This window comes from Subsaxibacter sp. CAU 1640 (assembly GCF_023156585.1).
Taxonomy (GTDB): domain Bacteria; phylum Bacteroidota; class Bacteroidia; order Flavobacteriales; family Flavobacteriaceae; genus JBPOFM01.
On record NZ_JALNMI010000004.1, the window covers coordinates 370,394 to 386,692 of the forward strand.

The window sequence follows — 16,299 nt, forward strand, 5'->3', positions numbered from 1 at the left end:
TAATTCACGAATGTGCTTTCATAAAACCAAAATACAGCACTTAAATACGGTCGATATCTATTTTTCAAACCATTGATAGTAAAGCAATTAATTCACGCCGACGCATTACCCGAACAATCCGACGCATTACCCGAAGTCTCCGACGCGTTACCCGAACATTCCGAAGCATTATCTGAACACGCCGACGCGTTACTCGAAGTCTCCGACGAATTATCAGAACACGCCGATGCGTTACCCGAACATTCCGACGAATTACCCGAAGTCTACGATGCGTTACCCAAACATTCCGAAGCATTATCTGTACACGCCAAAGCATTACACGTAAAATCGGTAGCCTTACCCGAAGATGCGGAAGGGTTATCTGTAAATTAAAAATTTGTTGAAAAAGTCTTTGTGTGGACTTTCAGAAGAAGTATTTAACTTGACATAACTTATACGCGTTGTTAGCAATCGTATTTATTTTTGCCCTTCTATTATTCTCGACTTTTTATAATTTAAAAATCTCAATTGGCTCAATCAACAAAAACTTGTTGAAGTTCATTTTTTTTAGGAGTTCTTCTCGATCATTTAATATAATTCCCATAAATTATTGTAAGGATATGACCAAATATCATCAAAGTTCTTGCCTCCATTTTTCGTATCGGTTCTTATATGAAAGTTTACTGTGTCATTTTTTATTTTACTTACTTCAAATTTATATCCTCCTGATTTATTAATTATCGTGTCAGCATTTTCAAGTTTAAAATCTTTAAGATTGATTTGACCACCGAAAAGAGTATAATCAGATTGATTAAATCCAACTATGACTATTTCACCATAGAATTCAGGCCCAATTTCTTTTGAGTTTTTTAACGATGGGATGATTCGAACTTGAGCATGGTCAAAAATATATTTATCCTTAATGAAGTTTTTTAAACTATCATTTTCAATTTTTAAAGAATTAAAATCTGCTTTCAATTTTTTTAGTTCTGTATTAGAACAACTTAAAATCAGAAGTAACAGTATAAAGGTTTTTGATATTTTCATTGGTTGGTCATATTTTTGCTAACAGTTTGGCTATGGTTTAGCTTCGCTGAATCTTCGATTTCGTTGCGTGAAAATCCGCGAGGATTTTCCGCCGTAAACCGAAGATAGTAAATTTGCAAGGACTTTCCGAGAGGACACGAGCACGAAGTGCGAACTGGCCGCAGGCAAAGTCAGAAGCAATGAACTAAAGCCGGTGTTGTGTTTTTAATTAAAAGTTGATTTTACTACTGCATTGAATAACTTTTTTCCTTTCAAAGAATCTTGATAAACAATTAAAACATCTAACATTTTGTCATCAAATATATTACTAACATTAATGAAAGTCGTGGTTACGCCATCATCACCAGGTAATTTTAATTCAAATAGCTGAAATTCTAAACCATCAATCAATTGGGTTGAGTAATTGGGTTCAATTTCTAAATCTGGGAATTTATATTTGACTGAATTCATCATTATTTCACTAGCACGTTTAAATTCATTTAAAAACGATTTTGTTGAGTCTAGAATTTTATATTGAGCTGAAATATTATTGTATTTATGATTTTCATATTGATAATCAAATAATTTCTTCGCTGTAATTATGACCCTTTGATTATAGGCCTCCTCAATAGTTTTAATTCCTTTTTCCTTACTCTTTTCAATTTCCTTTATTTCAGTTTTAACTAGTTCGTTTGGCAGTGATAATTGCCAATTAAACTCTTCTACAAATATGTCATTAGAAGGATTTGAGCAATTAAAAAGTAATATTAATGGTAGAAATTGAATTAAGCTTCTCAATAATTTAAATTTAGTAAACATTAAACAAACGGTTTTGTGTATGATTTGTGCGAAAGAGAATCCACAGGATTTTCAGTCGATGCAAATCAGTTGTTTAAATATATGAATTTTAATTGAAGAAAAATGTGAGCATGGATTATACACGTTGTTGTGCTTTCGTTATTTTTTCGCTTTAATTTCTGAATCCAAAAGTTGAATAATTTCTTTGTTAAGGTCCATACATTCTTTATATCTGTCCTTTACTATGTTGAAAAATATTATTTGATTTTCTATTCTATTTTCAAATTCAGGTAATTTTAGCATTTGTTTATTGTCAATGTCAAAGCCAGATTTTGGTAATTTTATATTTAAGCTATTATTGAAACCAATGACTTCATCAACTTTCAACCAACTACCATTTTTCATGATAAAATCAATCAATGCAAAATCAGATTTCTCAGAAGCTAATTCTCTTAAAGTTAATTCGTCTAATAGGGTAGGCCATGAAGATAAAAGGTTGCGTAAAGTATTATTTTTGATTAGTCCAAGGTTTCCTGAACTGACTAAATCATTTAAAAATCCGTTTTTAGCTGCGTAATCTGGAGATCCAGCAGCATCACTTAAATATTTTTCTACAATAAAATCTTCTCTATATCTCTTGCCTGTGTGGTTAAGTATAATTAAACAAGACTTAATATTTCTTGTATTCACACTATCAATGCGACGTAATTCTGATAGATTAAAATCAAAATCTTCTTTTAAGTTTATTAATGCTTCTAATTCTAATTTATTTCGAGTAGAATTTTGATTCCAATTGTTAATTGATAACGCAATTAAAATTCCAATAACAACAAGAATTATTTCTCCGATTGCATAAGTCAGATATTTTCCGAACTTATTTTCAGTCAGGGTTTTTTGTCTAATTTTTCTAAAGAATTTTATCATGGGTTAGCGGTTGGTTATAATGAAGCACAACGTTTTTGTATATGAGCTGTGGCCTGTCTCGGCACGAACCTCTCCTGGTAAAAACTGGCTTTGGAAAATCCGCAGGATTTTCCAAGTATGGACAGACCAAGCCATAGCTTATATACGGTGTTGTACGTAGTATTTTTATTCTGTAAATTTTGATGTAAAGTTTGGTGTATATGTTCGAATTAAATTTTCTGTGAATTTTTCTTTCTCTTGTTTATTTTCAAAGTATTTATCATCATCTTCGTCCTCTTTCATTAAATTGATGAATTCGCTTTTATATTTTTCTGTCATTTTATAAAGTTCAAATTGCGTATCCATAAATTCCACATATTCTTCATATCCATATATTCGTCTTTCTTTTTCAATTCCATTTTCGAATTCAATTAAAAGTGTGCTTGTTCTATCATAAGGCTCCTCTTGATTCAAATATACAATTAGAATTCCGCTGTATAAATCTATCAAAATTTCATCCTCATCTGGAAATACTTTTTTAAAGACTGAAACCATTTCTGTTTCCATTCTTTTATCAGAATCCATTTTTCTGCTGTAAATTTCTATATCAACTAAATATAATTTTTTGTTTTTTAGTTTGAATGTTGCAACATATCCTCTGTGGAGTGCGCTTGACATTATAGTCGCTTTTGGTTTTCTATCAGGATATTTTTCGAAATACGGTTCTAAAGGATTGTTTCTGATAAAATATTCCTCTCCGTCAATAATAATTTTATCTGGATATTGTCTCGTAGCATTTGCATTCGTAAACGCAAATGAAAATAGTAAGATGAATATTATTTTTAGTTCGTTTCTCATATTACGTACAACTCGTTATATCATCACTAAAATAATCATTTAATGGATGTAGCGTCGAGATATCGATACTTTTTCCTATGCTTTTTTGTCTTTTGTTATTCAGTAAAATGCCAAAGCTTCGCTTCTTTATAAACACCCTAAATATTAAATAAAAAAAAAACCACAAACTCCTATTACAGAATCTGTGGTTTTCAATGCCCTTCCAAACCTGTGTTGAGAGCAGTCAAGAGTCAGTCGAATCCGCCTACCCGAGCGCAGCGAACTTAAAAAAAGCAAGTATAACCGCAATGAGCTATACACGTTGTTGCGTGTCGTTTTTTTTATTCGGTTACCAACTCAAACAGAACTTGTTTTCGCCATCTTCTCGATCGATTTCCATCCATCCAGTTTCCGCTCCGTAAGTCCAAAATCCGATGAATTCCAGTTCAATTGGGTCAGTCTTTTTTGTAATGTTTATTTTGTCTAATTTCCAAATTCGAGTGTATTCATAGCCTTTTGTGTTTCGAGTATCTGTATCCAAAGTCCATTTTACTTTTCCATTCTCTTTTAAAGTCAAAATGGGTGAAAGTGAGTCAGTTCGGTTTTCTATCAATAGTTCCGCATTATCTGACAATTCAAATTTTTGTGCATATTCTGAAATTTTAATTGGCTCAATTAAAACAGCCTCAAAAGGTCCGTCATCCATTCCACAACCACTCGAAAAAGTGTACATCACGTAGCCTACAAAACCTATATATCCAACAATTCCGATTCCAATAATCGCAAATGTCCAAATCAGTATTCTTTTTGCGATTTTATTCATTTCTCAAATGCACGCCAACGGTCTCGGCTATGAGTAGTTGCGTGTTTTAGCACTAAACTTTGCAAGTACACACCAAACTGACACGAGCGCAGCGAACTGGCGCAAGCAAAATCCGCGAGGATTTTCAGAAGTAGGCGAGAACAAGCAATTACTTATAGCCATTGTTGTGCGTTCGTTATTTTTAAACAATACCTTTTCCTTTTTCCGTTATAAAGATATTGTCTTGATTTCTAGTTAAACATTCGATTTCAATCAATTTTGTTATTGTTGATTCTATTTCTAGAAGAGACAAGATATTATTATATCTCTTAATTACATTCGAAATGTTTGTTTCGCCTTTATTGACATAATTCACAAACCTAAGAACAGAATCATCTCTATGAGTAAATCCTTTCTTAAAAAATATCTTGTACTCAAAATCTCCATTTAAAGCTTCTTGAGCTTTATTAAAAGCAGAAATTAAATCCAATGTCTCATTATTAAAACCTTTGAATTCATATTCGATTGATTTGTAATTTATAGTTCTAATTGCATTAAGTTTAGAAAGCCTTTTCTCTTTTATAGGCTTTTCGTAGTTATTTAATTTGCCATCAATTATATTTTCTAACTCTTGAATTAAATTTTCAATATCCCTTTTGTTTAGTGTTATTATACTAATTGGACTATTTAATTCTTCACTCGATATTTTATGCTTTATAAAAGATGAAATTGTAAAACTCTCAAAATTTGATGCGTAACCTAGTTTTTTATATTCTCCATTTTTATGTAAGTACATTGATACTCCATCATCATATGGAAGAGCTTTTTTAATTCGCTCGTTGTGTTCTCTAGTTAAATGACAAGGATAACAAACCTCTTTAGGAAGGTATTTACTGTCAGTTTGTATAATTGGTATTCCACAATCTTCACATTTAAAAGCTGTCTTCGATTTCCACCAATCAGGACAATCTCTTGACCATTCATCAGGCGATGGGAAGTAAAATTCTGCGTTATATTTTTCAGCTAAAGTTTTTCCAATTCTTTTAGCTTCTTCGCTTAATTCTTTCTGGCTTTCAAAATCCATATAATTTAGAGTAGTTACTCTTTTCTTTTCATATCCACTATTAGTTTTAAAAACTAGCTCTACATCCAATGCTAAGTAATTAACATCCGAATACCATAAGCATTGAACAGCTTTAGGCTTTTTATTGTCTTCTCCAATAATATTCTGAATTATTCTTTTTAGCATTTCGGTTTTAATGACGCACAACGGTTTGTATATGGAAAGTTGCGGTTTTGTATGCGAGGATTTTCCGTAGGAAAATCAGAAGTAGCAAAACAAGCAACCTCCATCGGTTTAGCACTAAAATAGCAATTTTTTATATACGTTGTTGGCAACTGGTTTTTCTTTAAATTTTCTTCTTCAAATAATAAAAATACCCGATTTGTAGAACCAAATTAGGGACTGCAAAAATCATTAATATTATTAAGAAAAAGTACAAATGCTCTAAATCTAATGTAGGGAATTGATTTTCCGTAAATCCAATAAAAATCATTAAAAGAATCATTAATATAACAACGGTATAAGCAATTTTTGTAGTCGGTTTAAAAATCTTTTTTAAAAGGTCATTTGTAATCTCGGAATTTTTATATTTCGAATATCCATCTCCATAAAAAGACAGTGCCGCTAAAGGAATTATCGCTCCAGCAACAAGCCCAAAACTTGAATGTCCTTGAAAAGAGGAGTAAATCAGAAATCCACCGATGATAGCATTTAAGATTCCGCCAACAAGGATTGAAATAGTTACATATTTATTTTTGAGTAATGTCATTTTAACTTGTTGCCAACTCGTTATATCAACACTAAAATAATCATTTAATGGATGTAGCATCGGGATATCGATACTTTTTCCTATGCTTTTTTGTCTTTTGTTATTTAGTAAAATATTAAATCAAAAAAAAACCACAAACTCCTGTTACAGAATCTGTGGTTTTCAAAGCCCTTACAAACCTGCATTGAGAGCAGTCAAAAGTTAGTCTCATCCGCCTACCCGAGCAAAGCGAACGGATGAAATAAATTGCGGTTATACATTGTTGTACACAGTTTTTTTATTTTTAAGTTCTTCTAATTCTGGTTTAGTCAAAATATGTTCTTTAATCAGATTACCATTGTCAAATTCTAACACCTTAAATTCCACATTTTCTATATCAGTATAATTATTGTCAATTCTTATAAAACCAGAAAAGAAATCGCATTTTTTTGTTTTTGGGAACGCTTTGTCTAAAACACTTTCTGGAATGTAGAGTTCAGATGATTTCTTATTAATTCCGATATACCTGTTTAGAGAAATAATATATAATTCGTTTTTTTCTGATATTTCAAATTCAGCAAAATAACCTCTCCATAAAGAAGTAATCATAAAAGGTGTTCTAGTTACTCTTTCAGGATATCTTTTAAAATATTCATAGAGGATGTCATCCCAAATCGGGATTTCAATTCCGTTATATATTAATATGTCTCTTTTCTGAAGTGTCAATTTTCTTTAATTGTGTACAACGGTTTCGTATAAACGCAGTAGCGGATTTTGAAGCCGAACTTTTTGGTTTATAATTAACGTTAAATTTACGAAATAACTTTCGATTTGGCACTTAACCCGCTATTGCGTTTATACAATGTTGTGCATAGTGCTTTATTCTTCGGGTTTTGTATAAGTCACTATATCAATTCCAATTCCGTTTGGGTCTTTGATTGCGAAATGTCTGTCGCCCCAAGGTTCATCTCGGATTTCGATTTCCATTTGTATTCCTTTATCTTTTAGCTGTTTATAAACTTCATCTACATTTTCAACTTCAATAGTTAAATACACTCCCTTTCCGTTAAATTTCGATTGGAAAATGGGTTTTTGACTTGGGTGATTCGGTTGTAAAAAACTGATTTCTGCCGATTGGTCAGGTGTGTGAAGTAATAGATAAAATTCGTTTTCAAAGCTGACTCTAAAGCCCAAAACTTCTGTATAGAATTTCTTGGTTTCCTGCAATTTTTCGGTAATTATTCCTGCGTTAAGTTTCATCTTGTTTGTTGTTTGTGCATTTGTCCAACCTACAGTCAGAACAAATACGGTTAATAATAATGCTTTCATTGTCGATGATTTTGTTGCTACAAATTTAGGCTGACAAAAAGCCGAGGCATTGTAAAAATCGGACAAAATTAACGGAAGGCTTCGGAAGGTGTTACACCGTAAAATGTTTTGAAGTTTTTAATGAAATGGGCTTGGTCAAAAAATCCAACATCAAAGTACAGTTTGTTTTCTTTAAAGCTTTGTTTTGAGGGTTTTGAATTCAAAATATACTGAAAACGCACAACATTACTAAACGATTTTGGAGTTGTACCGATATAAAAGTTGAAAATTCTGCGAAGTTGTCTTGGACTTAATCCTGTATGAAGGTCTTTTTCCGTGTCCAAAAATCCATTCTTTTGAAAAATCAGGTTTAACGAATCCAAAAAACGGTGGTCGTATTTAATACTTTGGTTTTTTGAAAATTCGATTATTTTTTCATTCAGGATTTGTGTGATATTTTCAAATGATTCCGCTGGTTTGATTTTTGAATTAATCCACTCTGAAAAGTTGGGCAAAATTTTGTCCAGTTCTTGAGATTGATTGCTTAATGTATTCGCATTAACTCCAAACAAATGTGTAAAAGCAGAAGGTAAAAACCGAATGCCGATATAATCAAACTCTTTTCCAATGGGGAATTGGACGAACTTTCGGCAAAATCCCATCACAAAATTTTCAGTCGGTCGTTTATGCTCGAAGAATATGTCGATACAACCGTCAGAAACCACTCGGTAATTGTAATCGTTTTTTAAAGATTTCTGTGTTTTGAGTTGCCAAAAGCAGTAAATGAAATTCTCAATTTCTTTATTTGGTTTGATTTCTTGGTAACTTATTTCGTTGTCGTTAACCGAAACTGTCGGTTGAATCGGTCTGTAATATTCTCTTATGGTTTTTAGTTCATTCACTGCGTTTTTTCGCATTATGCACAACGGGTTCGTATAACCGTCAGTTACGGGTTTATATGCGTTAATATTCGGTTTAGTACTGACGTTAGCAATTCCGAGTGGATTCGGACGTAGTCGAATCCGCCGTAATTGCGGTTATACATTGTTGTGCACTGGTTTTTATTCATTCAGTTTCTTTTCTGAAGTAAGTTTTATATTTTTTATTAGTCGAAAATTGCTTTACTTTTCTCAAGTCCAGAGTTCCATTTTCTTTAATTCGATAAAGTTTATTTTTTTTCCAAAGTAGTCTTTTAGGTGACTTTTCTCTGTTTTGTCCTCCGCTTGATATTTGAGAAATTATATGTTCATTTGATTCAATTCGTTTAGGTTTTAAGTCAGAAGACAAAACCAATGAATCTTTAATTATTTTATTGGCAGAATTACGAATAGACAAAGTGTCCATTATAAGTTCAGTTGTCAGATAGATTGTGTCTTTTTTAACTTTCCACTTTCCAGTTGTCCAACTTGAAGAAAGGTCAAACCGCCATTTATGTATAAAAGTAGAGTCAGTTTTTAATTCAATACTTTCTGAAAAATGACTTTTATAAATTCCGACATATTTTTCTTGTCCATAACTCAATTCGGATATTAATAAAAGTAGAATTAATTCAGTCAGTTTCATTTTTTGTCAACTTGTGCACAACTCGTTATATCATCACTAAAATAATCATTTAATGGATGTGGTGTCGGGATATCGATACTTTTTCCTATGCTTTTTTGTCTTTTGTTATTCAGTAAAATGCCAAAGCTTTACGTCTTCAACAAACACCCCAAATATTAAATCAAAAAAAAACCACAAACTCCTGTTATAGAATCTGTGGTTTAATTTTATCCTCCCCCTTTGGAGGAGCTAGAGAGGCTATTTACTCCTCAATCCTTCTAAACTCCAAGCCTTTTATAGACTTAAACTCGGCACTTTTCACACCATACACAGCCTTTGCCGAGGCTTTAGCCGTCTGGTAACGGTCTACCAATCCTACAGTTTCCTCATTAAAACACTTGTTACGCTCACGTCTGGTAGCAGTCAATTCCGCTTGGCTCACATCAACACTTTCGTTGGCACTTGCCATTTGTGTCGCACGTCCCTTTAAAGCTGCCAATTGCAAATCAGCAACTATCGGGTCATAACTCTCCACAGTAGAAACAAGCGTAATCAAACCGTTAAAGTGTTCCAACTTGTTCACAAACGTCGTTTGGCAAGCGCTTATGTGGTTAGCATTCTCCTCATTAGGGTCTATCGCAATAATACGTTCCCCTCGCAGCTTCTTCACATAATGGTCCGCACGTACTATAGTAGTCCATGGCGCACCACTAGCCTTCAGTTCATTCAATACTCTAGTTCCCAATGCCTCAATATCATCATAAAGCATAAACCGATCCTTCAAAATGTTACCATGCATCACCAACTTATCATTTACCGCAGCCACTAGCTCTCCCGCAAGTGCTACAATAGCCTGTAGGCTAGCCAACACTATTAAGGTATTATTAGACAACCATTCAGGAACAAACGTCGCGATGTTTGCGTTAAACTTTCTTCCGTTTTCTACCGTAGCAGCCATACTTCTATCCTTCTTTGTACTCTTTACAGGTTTTTTAGCCTCCTCACCCGTCCTATTCGCCGGTCGCTTCACAGCAACCTTCTCGGGTTCCTCCGTGGGTTGAGACGCAGGCGTTTGTTCTGCCATAGCATCTGTTGCAGCTTGGTTAGTGCTGTTAAATCCTTCTTTCATTGCCTCAAAATTGGTGTCGGTGTTTTGAGACTCGACTTGTCCGTTTGTTGAATCTTGTTGATTCGCATTATTTGTAATCATAAAATGGTTGTAGTCTAGACTTGGGGTTAGGATCCCACGTGTCACGTACACTGCATAGTCCTGACTAGGTAGTTGAAAGCAGTGCGTAGGAGTATTGTATCGGGTTGGGCAAATGTTTTGCTCCCGAGAAATGTCTCGTAATGTAATTGTAAACTTAAAAGGTACCTTATGCAGTCTTTTGGCCCTTACACTCTCCTCGCGATTGAGAAGCTTGGTGTCAATTGACGATGTAATATTAGAAAGGAAAAAATTAAAAAACAACTTTTTATCGAATTATTTTGCATTTAATCCTAAAATAATGCATTTCATCGATACTGATGAATTTAAAAGACACTTTTAATCATCGATTTGATATCAAAAAAAGCAGGCATTTGTCTGCTTTTAGTACTATAAAGACTTTCAGAAATACCTATTTAGATGATGGCGTTTCCTTTAAGGTGGAATGCAAGTGTGTTATTTTCCATTCACCATCTGTCTTCACCCATATTTTTGTGACGAACTCCCGGATGTTGGTGGCATCATCTTTAGGATATTCTAATTTTCTGATAGTGTATCCAGACGTTTCGGTCAGTGGATAGATTTCCAATGTATCTGACGTTGGGGTTTTAAAAGGTCTCGGTATGGCGTTGCAAAATTTCATAACCACTTCTTTTGAGGGCACTTTATTGCCATTGGCAAGAAAGGTAATGTCTGCAGCCATTAGGCTCAAAACTTGCTCGCAGTCTCCTTTTTTAAATGCCTCTTGTTCCATCAAGGCCGCCACCTTTATTTCTGATTTGATGTTTTCAATGTCTAGCGCTTGGCTAAATAGCTTAGTAGATGTCAACACTATGATAAGTGATAAGATGCTAAAGATGAACGGCTTTTTCATGATTCATATTTGATCATTTAAAGTTAGGGAATTTTTTTGGAAGCATCTGGATAGAAATTGACACGAAAAAAGCAGACCTTCGCCTGCACACTATTGTCTAAAATTCATACCCGAACCTCTCAATATCTTCTTTATAAAGGTCGCCTATGATGTTTTTTGTATGGTCTGTATAGAAATCTTGATAATTATAGGAATTTTTGCTTTTGTTTTTGTGCGGTAGTGCCGTCATGTCTATATTCAACAGAGTGGCTATTTGTTGCAGGTCTTCTTGCATGGTTTCAATCTTACCAATATAGTCCATCTCATTCAAACGGTATTTCGGATTGGTAAACCCACTGCAATGGTGCAAAATGTTGTCTATGCCTTTCACATAGACATCGGTAGGCACTTCATAGGGCACGGTATGCCCATGCACATCAGACCACTTAAGATACATTACAAAATCTTCAAACTGTGGAAATATTTTTCCCCATTTTGATCCGCGGGTGAACATCAAATACGCCGAGACAATCCTCGCATACGGATTGCGTACAAAGGTAAACTTTAGACTATCATTCCATATTGTATCAGGTATCAGCTCCCTTCCTGTTCTATTGGGGAAGTTTCCTGGTCTTGCCACACAGGATACCACAGCAGGATGGTGCTCAAATGCCTCTATAAGCGACGTACCTGCACATTTGTGGATATGCATAAAGATACCTTTGATGTTATCTCCTTTGCTCAGCAAGAGTTCCGTCCCCAAAGTAATAGGACCCACTTGCTGCTGGGCGGGCGTTTTTTTCAATCTTTTTGAAATCTTGAATATAATAGGAGGTATCAGCTGCCGTGCAATGTTCATAGTGCTATTTATTAAAATGAAATAAGACAACGAGAGAATTCCATTGACCTATTTTAATGCAATATAGCTTGTTTTGAACAAACCACTACACAATTGATTTGTGATGAGGCTTCAGTAAACAAAAAAAGCAGGCTTTCGCCTGCTTGATTTCCTTCTAACTAAACTAACTAATGTGACTTAAATCCCTTGAAAGCCACTACGATTAATAGCACAACAAAGATGGGCCCAATATTTAAGGCTACTCTTACACAATTTTTGGAAATCGTTACATAACTTGTAGGAATCTTAAATTTGTTACATAAAGAAATTTGCGTTGCCATCTTTTCTTTAAATAGAAATGGCCATAAACAGAAAAAAGCAGGCTAGCACCTGCTTTATTTTCTTTACATCAATAGCTTAAGCCCCAAGAAAGCTATTGTTGTTATTTTTAAATAGCATTACAAAGATGGTGTAAATTCTTATCTGATGTCTTACACAATTTCAATAATTTGTTACAAAAATTCAACATTACTCTAGATATTGCCTTTTATCTGGTTCAACATGTATAGTGATATGAGCTATTTCAGGTAACTGATCCTGAAGGGTGTCTTGTAATTGATGCGCCAAATAGTGACCTTCTGCAACCGAGATGTCACCATCTACCAGAGCATGCAGCTCTACAAGATATTTCATTCCAGCTTTCCGCACAAAGCACTTTTCGGTTCCTTCTATACCGTCTACCGTTAAGGCTATCTTCCGGATATCAGCTACCACATCATCATACAGATGCTCGTCCATAATCTCTCCAAGGGCTGGCCTAAATATGAGATAGGCATTATAAAGAATGAATGCTGAAGCGAACAATGCCGCCCAATCATCAGCAGTTTCATAGCCTTTTCCAAAAATCAATGCAATGGAAATTCCTATAAATGCAGTTACGGAGGTAATCGCATCACTTCTATGATGCCAAGCATCAGCCTTTAGAGAAGAGCTATTTATTTTTTTGTTTTTGTTAAGCACATATCGATAAGATCCTTCTTTCCAAAGAATAATACCAGCAAGTACAATCAATGTCCACGCCTCTGGAACTTTATGAGGCGTACGGATGTTAACAATGCTCTCATAACCTATAACGGTAGCAGAGGTAACCAAAAAAGCCACGACCATAAAGGTGATAAGTGGTTCGATACGCGAATGCCCAAACGGATGATTTTCATCTGGTGGTTTTTGTGCATACTTAAAGCCAAGCAGTACAAAAAAGGATGAAAAAATGTCTGCTGTAGATTCGATACCATCAGCAATTAAGGCATAAGAATTACCTAAAAAACCTGATATCAATTTAACACCTGCCAACAAGGTATTACTTAAAAGACTAAAATAAGTAGCCTTAATAGCTGATGCTTCATTGGTCGACTCCATCGATTTATTTATTATTGAGCACAAAGTTACGATTTGAAGATAGAAGTATCATGTCAAAAATTATTTTAATCTAGAGAACACGCCAGATTAGTTGGTTAAGGTAAATAGATGAATATATAAATTCATATAAACAGAAAAAAGCAGGCTAGCACCTGCTTTGTTTTCTTTACATCAATAGCTTAAGCCCCAAGAAAAGCTATTGGTGTTATTTTTAAATAGCATTACAAAGATGGTGTAAATTCTTATCTGATGTCTTACACAATTTCATTAATGTGTTATAGATATCCCATATTTAATATTTGTTTTGAATTCAAAAAGGCCAAAATAATCTTTTATACTTTACAGATTTTCTTACTTTTGACCACTAACAAAATAAAATGGATTTTATGAACTTGAAAACTACTCTTTTTAGTGTTGGGCTTATTTTTGCTGGCCTGTCCTTACAATCTCAAACTCCAGGGTCTTTGGACACCTCTTTTGGAACTAATGGAAAGGTGCTGACCAACCTTTATGGATACCAAGAAATTTTTGATACTGCACTACAGTCCGACGGTAAAATTATATCTGTAGGCAGAAGTAAAAATGGTAACGATTACAACTTTTGTATTTTCAGACACAATGTTGACGGCTCTTTAGACACATCTTTTGGGACCAATGGTGGTGTGGTGATTGATATCAAAGGAAATGCTGATTATGATGAAGCGCGTGCTGTAGTGGTGCAACCAGATGATAAAATTATAGTGGGTGGTAGTGCTGGTTTAGAAGCTACTAACGGAAACAGTCACTTTGCATTGGTAAGATTAAATGTCAATGGAACATTAGATTCAACATTCGGTACTGGTGGTATTACGTCTTTTATTGTGGGCAGTGATACGAGCGACCCAGACGGCAGAATCTATAAATTAAAACTTCAAGCAGACGGTAAGATACTTGCTGCAGGTAGTGCCCGTAACACCACAACATTTCGTGATTTTGCCTTGGTAAGACTTCTCTCCAATGGTGCTTTAGATTCTGATTTTAGTAATGATGGAAAGGTAACAGTTGATTTCGGATATATTTTAGACAGAGCGGTAGATTTTAACATCGAAGACGATGGTAAAATAACTGTTGTTGGCGATACAAGTAGCGATGTAGGATTGGCTCGTTTTTTTGATTATGGCTCGTTAGATACCTCTTATGGCACAAGTGGTAAAATAACAGTTGATAATGGCAGTACTTTCATTATGAGTGGCGCAGCCTTTCAACCTGATGGAAAAGTTTTGGTTTTGGGAAATATCTCAAATGACCTTGTTTTGAGGAGATTGAATACCGATGGAACTTTTGATGCTACCTTTGGTACGGCAGGAAGCGTCACTACAGATATTGACAACTCTAGTTCTGATACAGGCTCTACCGATCTATTGGTTCAACCTGACGGAAATATAATTGTTACTGCGTTATGCAATACAGGCGGTACAAGATATTTTGGTATATTGCGCTATACTGGTGCAGGAACTTTAGATCCTACATTTAGCAATGATGGTATAGTGCTTACTAACTTTTTAGGAGGGGCTAACACTGCTACAAGTGCCTTATTTCAAAATGATGGAAAATTAGTGATAGGTGGTTTTGCTGGATTCACTGGTCAAACAGAGTTGGCTTTAGCAAGATACTATACTGGTATATCATTGGGAACCCCTACAGTAGAGAACGCTACCGTTAAAGTTTATCCAAACCCTACATCTGGAATTCTTAATATTCAAAACTCTTTGAACTCTTTAGCATCTCAAAAATACAGTGTTGTTGATCAGTTGGGAAGAGTTGTTGCAAATGGAACTTTCATGGATGGAATAAATAATCAGATTAATCTATCAACATTAAACTCTGGCGTTTATCATATTGTTTTACAGAATACCACTATTAAAATAGTGAAGCAGTAAAACGGCTCTTTTATAAGTGTTACTAAATCAAAAATAAAATCCGATGCCATTTAAAAGACATCGGATTTTTTTATTAAAGACTATTAAAAATAGTGCCCAGACAATAACTTATCGATAGGCAATTTCTCGTCTAGTTATATCTGCATATACCCATTTACCATTCACCATGTCATAGGATTTTTTGGTAATCCAATTGCCGCGTTCGTCGTAGGTATATTCAAAACGTTGTATGTCTTTGCCTTCTTTGCTGATGCGCTCCAATTGGTCATAATCATAATCATCACCATAGAGGTCAACGGTTCTTGTTTTGTGGATGAACTCGGTTTTTGTACCTATACTAAGATTAATGATATGATGCTCTAACTTTTTTTGATTTTGGTTGAGTATGATACTGTCCGTTTGGTCTAGATATAATTCTGGGTCGAGGTATGTTTTTTTTACCAATTTATAATTGCCATCATCCATCATTCTAAACCAGTGCTTGGTTTGTTTCACGATTGATTTTTCTGGGGAATAGACTGTTTCCATGATGTAATCGTCATCGTTGCCCTCATAGGTTACTGTAAAGGTGTCTGGCTCTGGCACATTCAGAAGATATCGCTTCACCATAATTTTTTCTACATCAAATGACCCATTGGTATACTGACGTTCTTCCTTCATTGTGCTTGTATTTGGGTCGAGAATTTTGATAGCTTTTATTCTATTCCCATTCTGATTTTCATAGTTTATTTGCACATCAAAACTCAAGTCTTTGTTCAGATGATTTGTAAGGCTGTAAGATGTGAGCTGCGATGTATTGTTCCATCCCAAATAAGTATCAAATACTGGGTATTCCTTGTTATCATCAATCGTAAATTCTTGTGTGGTTACACTTCTTACTTGAGAAATATCAACAATATCTGCGTTATTTTTAAAATCCCAATCAGATGGATAATAGGGTATGTCATTTTGGGACATAGATAATTGCACAAAACATACTGCAATCATTATAAAGGCAAAATTTAAATGTTTCATAAGTTATAATTAAATGATGTCCAAATATGAAAAGTTGATATAA

The 16,299-nt window shown here is 34.4% G+C and carries 18 protein-coding genes; 2 read left to right on the plus strand and 16 right to left on the minus strand.

Annotated elements, in window-relative coordinates; all coding sequences use genetic code 11:
- Positions 1-72 precede the first annotated feature (72 nt).
- The gene (locus M0G43_RS11645; RefSeq protein WP_248026688.1) at positions 73-372 is read left to right on the plus strand and encodes a hypothetical protein; all 300 of its coding nucleotides are present in this window, start codon (positions 73-75) and stop codon (positions 370-372) included.
- Between the two features lie 195 nt (positions 373-567).
- Here the strand turns inward: M0G43_RS11645 and M0G43_RS11650 are convergent, their stop codons facing one another.
- The 15 genes from M0G43_RS11650 to M0G43_RS11720 all read right to left on the minus strand — a co-directional run bounded on the left by M0G43_RS11650 (position 568) and on the right by M0G43_RS11720 (position 13,323).
- Positions 568-1,026 (minus strand): hypothetical protein, encoded by a 459-nt coding sequence (locus M0G43_RS11650; RefSeq protein ID WP_248026689.1) that lies wholly within the window; start codon positions 1,024-1,026, stop codon positions 568-570.
- Between the two features lie 204 nt (positions 1,027-1,230).
- A complete protein-coding gene (locus M0G43_RS11655) occupies positions 1,231-1,824 on the minus strand; it encodes a hypothetical protein (protein ID WP_248026690.1) in 594 nt (197 codons plus the stop codon).
- 138 nt (positions 1,825-1,962) lie between these two features.
- Positions 1,963-2,727, minus strand: coding sequence for a DUF6090 family protein (locus M0G43_RS11660; protein ID WP_248026691.1), 765 nt, complete (start codon positions 2,725-2,727; stop codon positions 1,963-1,965).
- A 165-nt stretch (positions 2,728-2,892) separates the two neighbouring features.
- Positions 2,893-3,564, minus strand: coding sequence for a hypothetical protein (locus tag M0G43_RS11665; RefSeq protein WP_248026693.1), 672 nt, complete (start codon positions 3,562-3,564; stop codon positions 2,893-2,895).
- Positions 3,565-3,892: 328 nt separating this feature from the next.
- Positions 3,893-4,366 carry a hypothetical protein gene (locus tag M0G43_RS11670; protein ID WP_248026694.1) on the minus strand — a complete coding sequence of 158 codons (474 nt, stop codon included), beginning with the start codon at positions 4,364-4,366 and terminating at the stop codon, positions 3,893-3,895.
- 181 nt (positions 4,367-4,547) lie between these two features.
- A complete protein-coding gene (locus M0G43_RS11675; protein WP_248026695.1) occupies positions 4,548-5,594 on the minus strand; it encodes a hypothetical protein in 1,047 nt (348 codons plus the stop codon).
- Between the two features lie 160 nt (positions 5,595-5,754).
- Positions 5,755-6,237: a hypothetical protein gene (locus M0G43_RS11680; protein ID WP_248026696.1), complete on the minus strand. Its 483-nt coding sequence runs from the start codon at positions 6,235-6,237 to the stop codon at positions 5,755-5,757.
- Between the two features lie 192 nt (positions 6,238-6,429).
- Complete coding sequence (locus M0G43_RS11685) at positions 6,430-6,882, minus strand: hypothetical protein (protein ID WP_248026697.1); 453 nt, start codon at positions 6,880-6,882, stop codon at positions 6,430-6,432.
- Between the two features lie 153 nt (positions 6,883-7,035).
- The gene (locus tag M0G43_RS11690) at positions 7,036-7,416 is read right to left on the minus strand and encodes a VOC family protein (RefSeq protein ID WP_248026855.1); all 381 of its coding nucleotides are present in this window, start codon (positions 7,414-7,416) and stop codon (positions 7,036-7,038) included.
- Between the two features lie 137 nt (positions 7,417-7,553).
- Positions 7,554-8,381 carry a helix-turn-helix domain-containing protein gene (locus M0G43_RS11695; protein ID WP_248026698.1) on the minus strand — a complete coding sequence of 276 codons (828 nt, stop codon included), beginning with the start codon at positions 8,379-8,381 and terminating at the stop codon, positions 7,554-7,556.
- A gap of 148 nt (positions 8,382-8,529) precedes the next feature.
- Entirely contained in the window at positions 8,530-9,027 is a 498-nt protein-coding gene (locus tag M0G43_RS11700; RefSeq protein WP_248026699.1) for a hypothetical protein, read from the minus strand.
- A 241-nt stretch (positions 9,028-9,268) separates the two neighbouring features.
- A complete protein-coding gene (locus M0G43_RS11705) occupies positions 9,269-10,216 on the minus strand; it encodes a hypothetical protein (protein WP_248026700.1) in 948 nt (315 codons plus the stop codon).
- A gap of 409 nt (positions 10,217-10,625) precedes the next feature.
- A complete protein-coding gene (locus M0G43_RS11710) occupies positions 10,626-11,087 on the minus strand; it encodes a nuclear transport factor 2 family protein (RefSeq protein ID WP_248026702.1) in 462 nt (153 codons plus the stop codon).
- Positions 11,088-11,184: 97 nt separating this feature from the next.
- The gene (locus tag M0G43_RS11715; protein ID WP_248026704.1) at positions 11,185-11,871 is read right to left on the minus strand and encodes a sulfotransferase family 2 domain-containing protein; all 687 of its coding nucleotides are present in this window, start codon (positions 11,869-11,871) and stop codon (positions 11,185-11,187) included.
- A gap of 561 nt (positions 11,872-12,432) precedes the next feature.
- Complete coding sequence (locus M0G43_RS11720) at positions 12,433-13,323, minus strand: cation diffusion facilitator family transporter (RefSeq protein WP_248026705.1); 891 nt, start codon at positions 13,321-13,323, stop codon at positions 12,433-12,435.
- 386 nt (positions 13,324-13,709) lie between these two features.
- Between M0G43_RS11720 and M0G43_RS11725 the strand changes: the two genes are divergently transcribed.
- The gene (locus M0G43_RS11725) at positions 13,710-15,242 is read left to right on the plus strand and encodes a T9SS type A sorting domain-containing protein (protein WP_248026706.1); all 1,533 of its coding nucleotides are present in this window, start codon (positions 13,710-13,712) and stop codon (positions 15,240-15,242) included.
- Between the two features lie 108 nt (positions 15,243-15,350).
- On the opposite strand, the gene M0G43_RS11730 is transcribed toward M0G43_RS11725, so the two are convergent.
- Positions 15,351-16,256, minus strand: coding sequence for a hypothetical protein (locus M0G43_RS11730; protein WP_248026707.1), 906 nt, complete (start codon positions 16,254-16,256; stop codon positions 15,351-15,353).
- Between the last annotated feature and the right edge of the window lie 43 nt (positions 16,257-16,299).

Coding starts and splice junctions, on each gene's coding strand:
- M0G43_RS11660 (WP_248026691.1), bottom strand. CDS start 2,727: ATGATAAAATTCTTTAGAAAAATTAGACAAAAAACCCTGACTGAAAAT.
- M0G43_RS11675 (WP_248026695.1), bottom strand. CDS start 5,594: ATGCTAAAAAGAATAATTCAGAATATTATTGGAGAAGACAATAAAAAG.
- M0G43_RS11680 (WP_248026696.1), bottom strand. CDS start 6,237: ATGCTACATCCATTAAATGATTATTTTAGTGTTGATATAACGAGTTGG.
- M0G43_RS11650 (WP_248026689.1), bottom strand. CDS start 1,026: ATGAAAATATCAAAAACCTTTATACTGTTACTTCTGATTTTAAGTTGT.
- M0G43_RS11710 (WP_248026702.1), bottom strand. CDS start 11,087: ATGAAAAAGCCGTTCATCTTTAGCATCTTATCACTTATCATAGTGTTG.
- M0G43_RS11720 (WP_248026705.1), bottom strand. CDS start 13,323: ATGGAGTCGACCAATGAAGCATCAGCTATTAAGGCTACTTATTTTAGT.
- M0G43_RS11695 (WP_248026698.1), bottom strand. CDS start 8,381: ATGCGAAAAAACGCAGTGAATGAACTAAAAACCATAAGAGAATATTAC.
- M0G43_RS11655 (WP_248026690.1), bottom strand. CDS start 1,824: ATGTTTACTAAATTTAAATTATTGAGAAGCTTAATTCAATTTCTACCA.
- M0G43_RS11665 (WP_248026693.1), bottom strand. CDS start 3,564: ATGAGAAACGAACTAAAAATAATATTCATCTTACTATTTTCATTTGCG.
- M0G43_RS11705 (WP_248026700.1), bottom strand. CDS start 10,216: ATGATTACAAATAATGCGAATCAACAAGATTCAACAAACGGACAAGTC.
- M0G43_RS11730 (WP_248026707.1), bottom strand. CDS start 16,256: ATGAAACATTTAAATTTTGCCTTTATAATGATTGCAGTATGTTTTGTG.
- M0G43_RS11725 (WP_248026706.1), top strand. CDS start 13,710: ATGAACTTGAAAACTACTCTTTTTAGTGTTGGGCTTATTTTTGCTGGC.
- M0G43_RS11690 (WP_248026855.1), bottom strand. CDS start 7,416: ATGAAACTTAACGCAGGAATAATTACCGAAAAATTGCAGGAAACCAAG.
- M0G43_RS11670 (WP_248026694.1), bottom strand. CDS start 4,366: ATGAATAAAATCGCAAAAAGAATACTGATTTGGACATTTGCGATTATT.
- M0G43_RS11700 (WP_248026699.1), bottom strand. CDS start 9,027: ATGAAACTGACTGAATTAATTCTACTTTTATTAATATCCGAATTGAGT.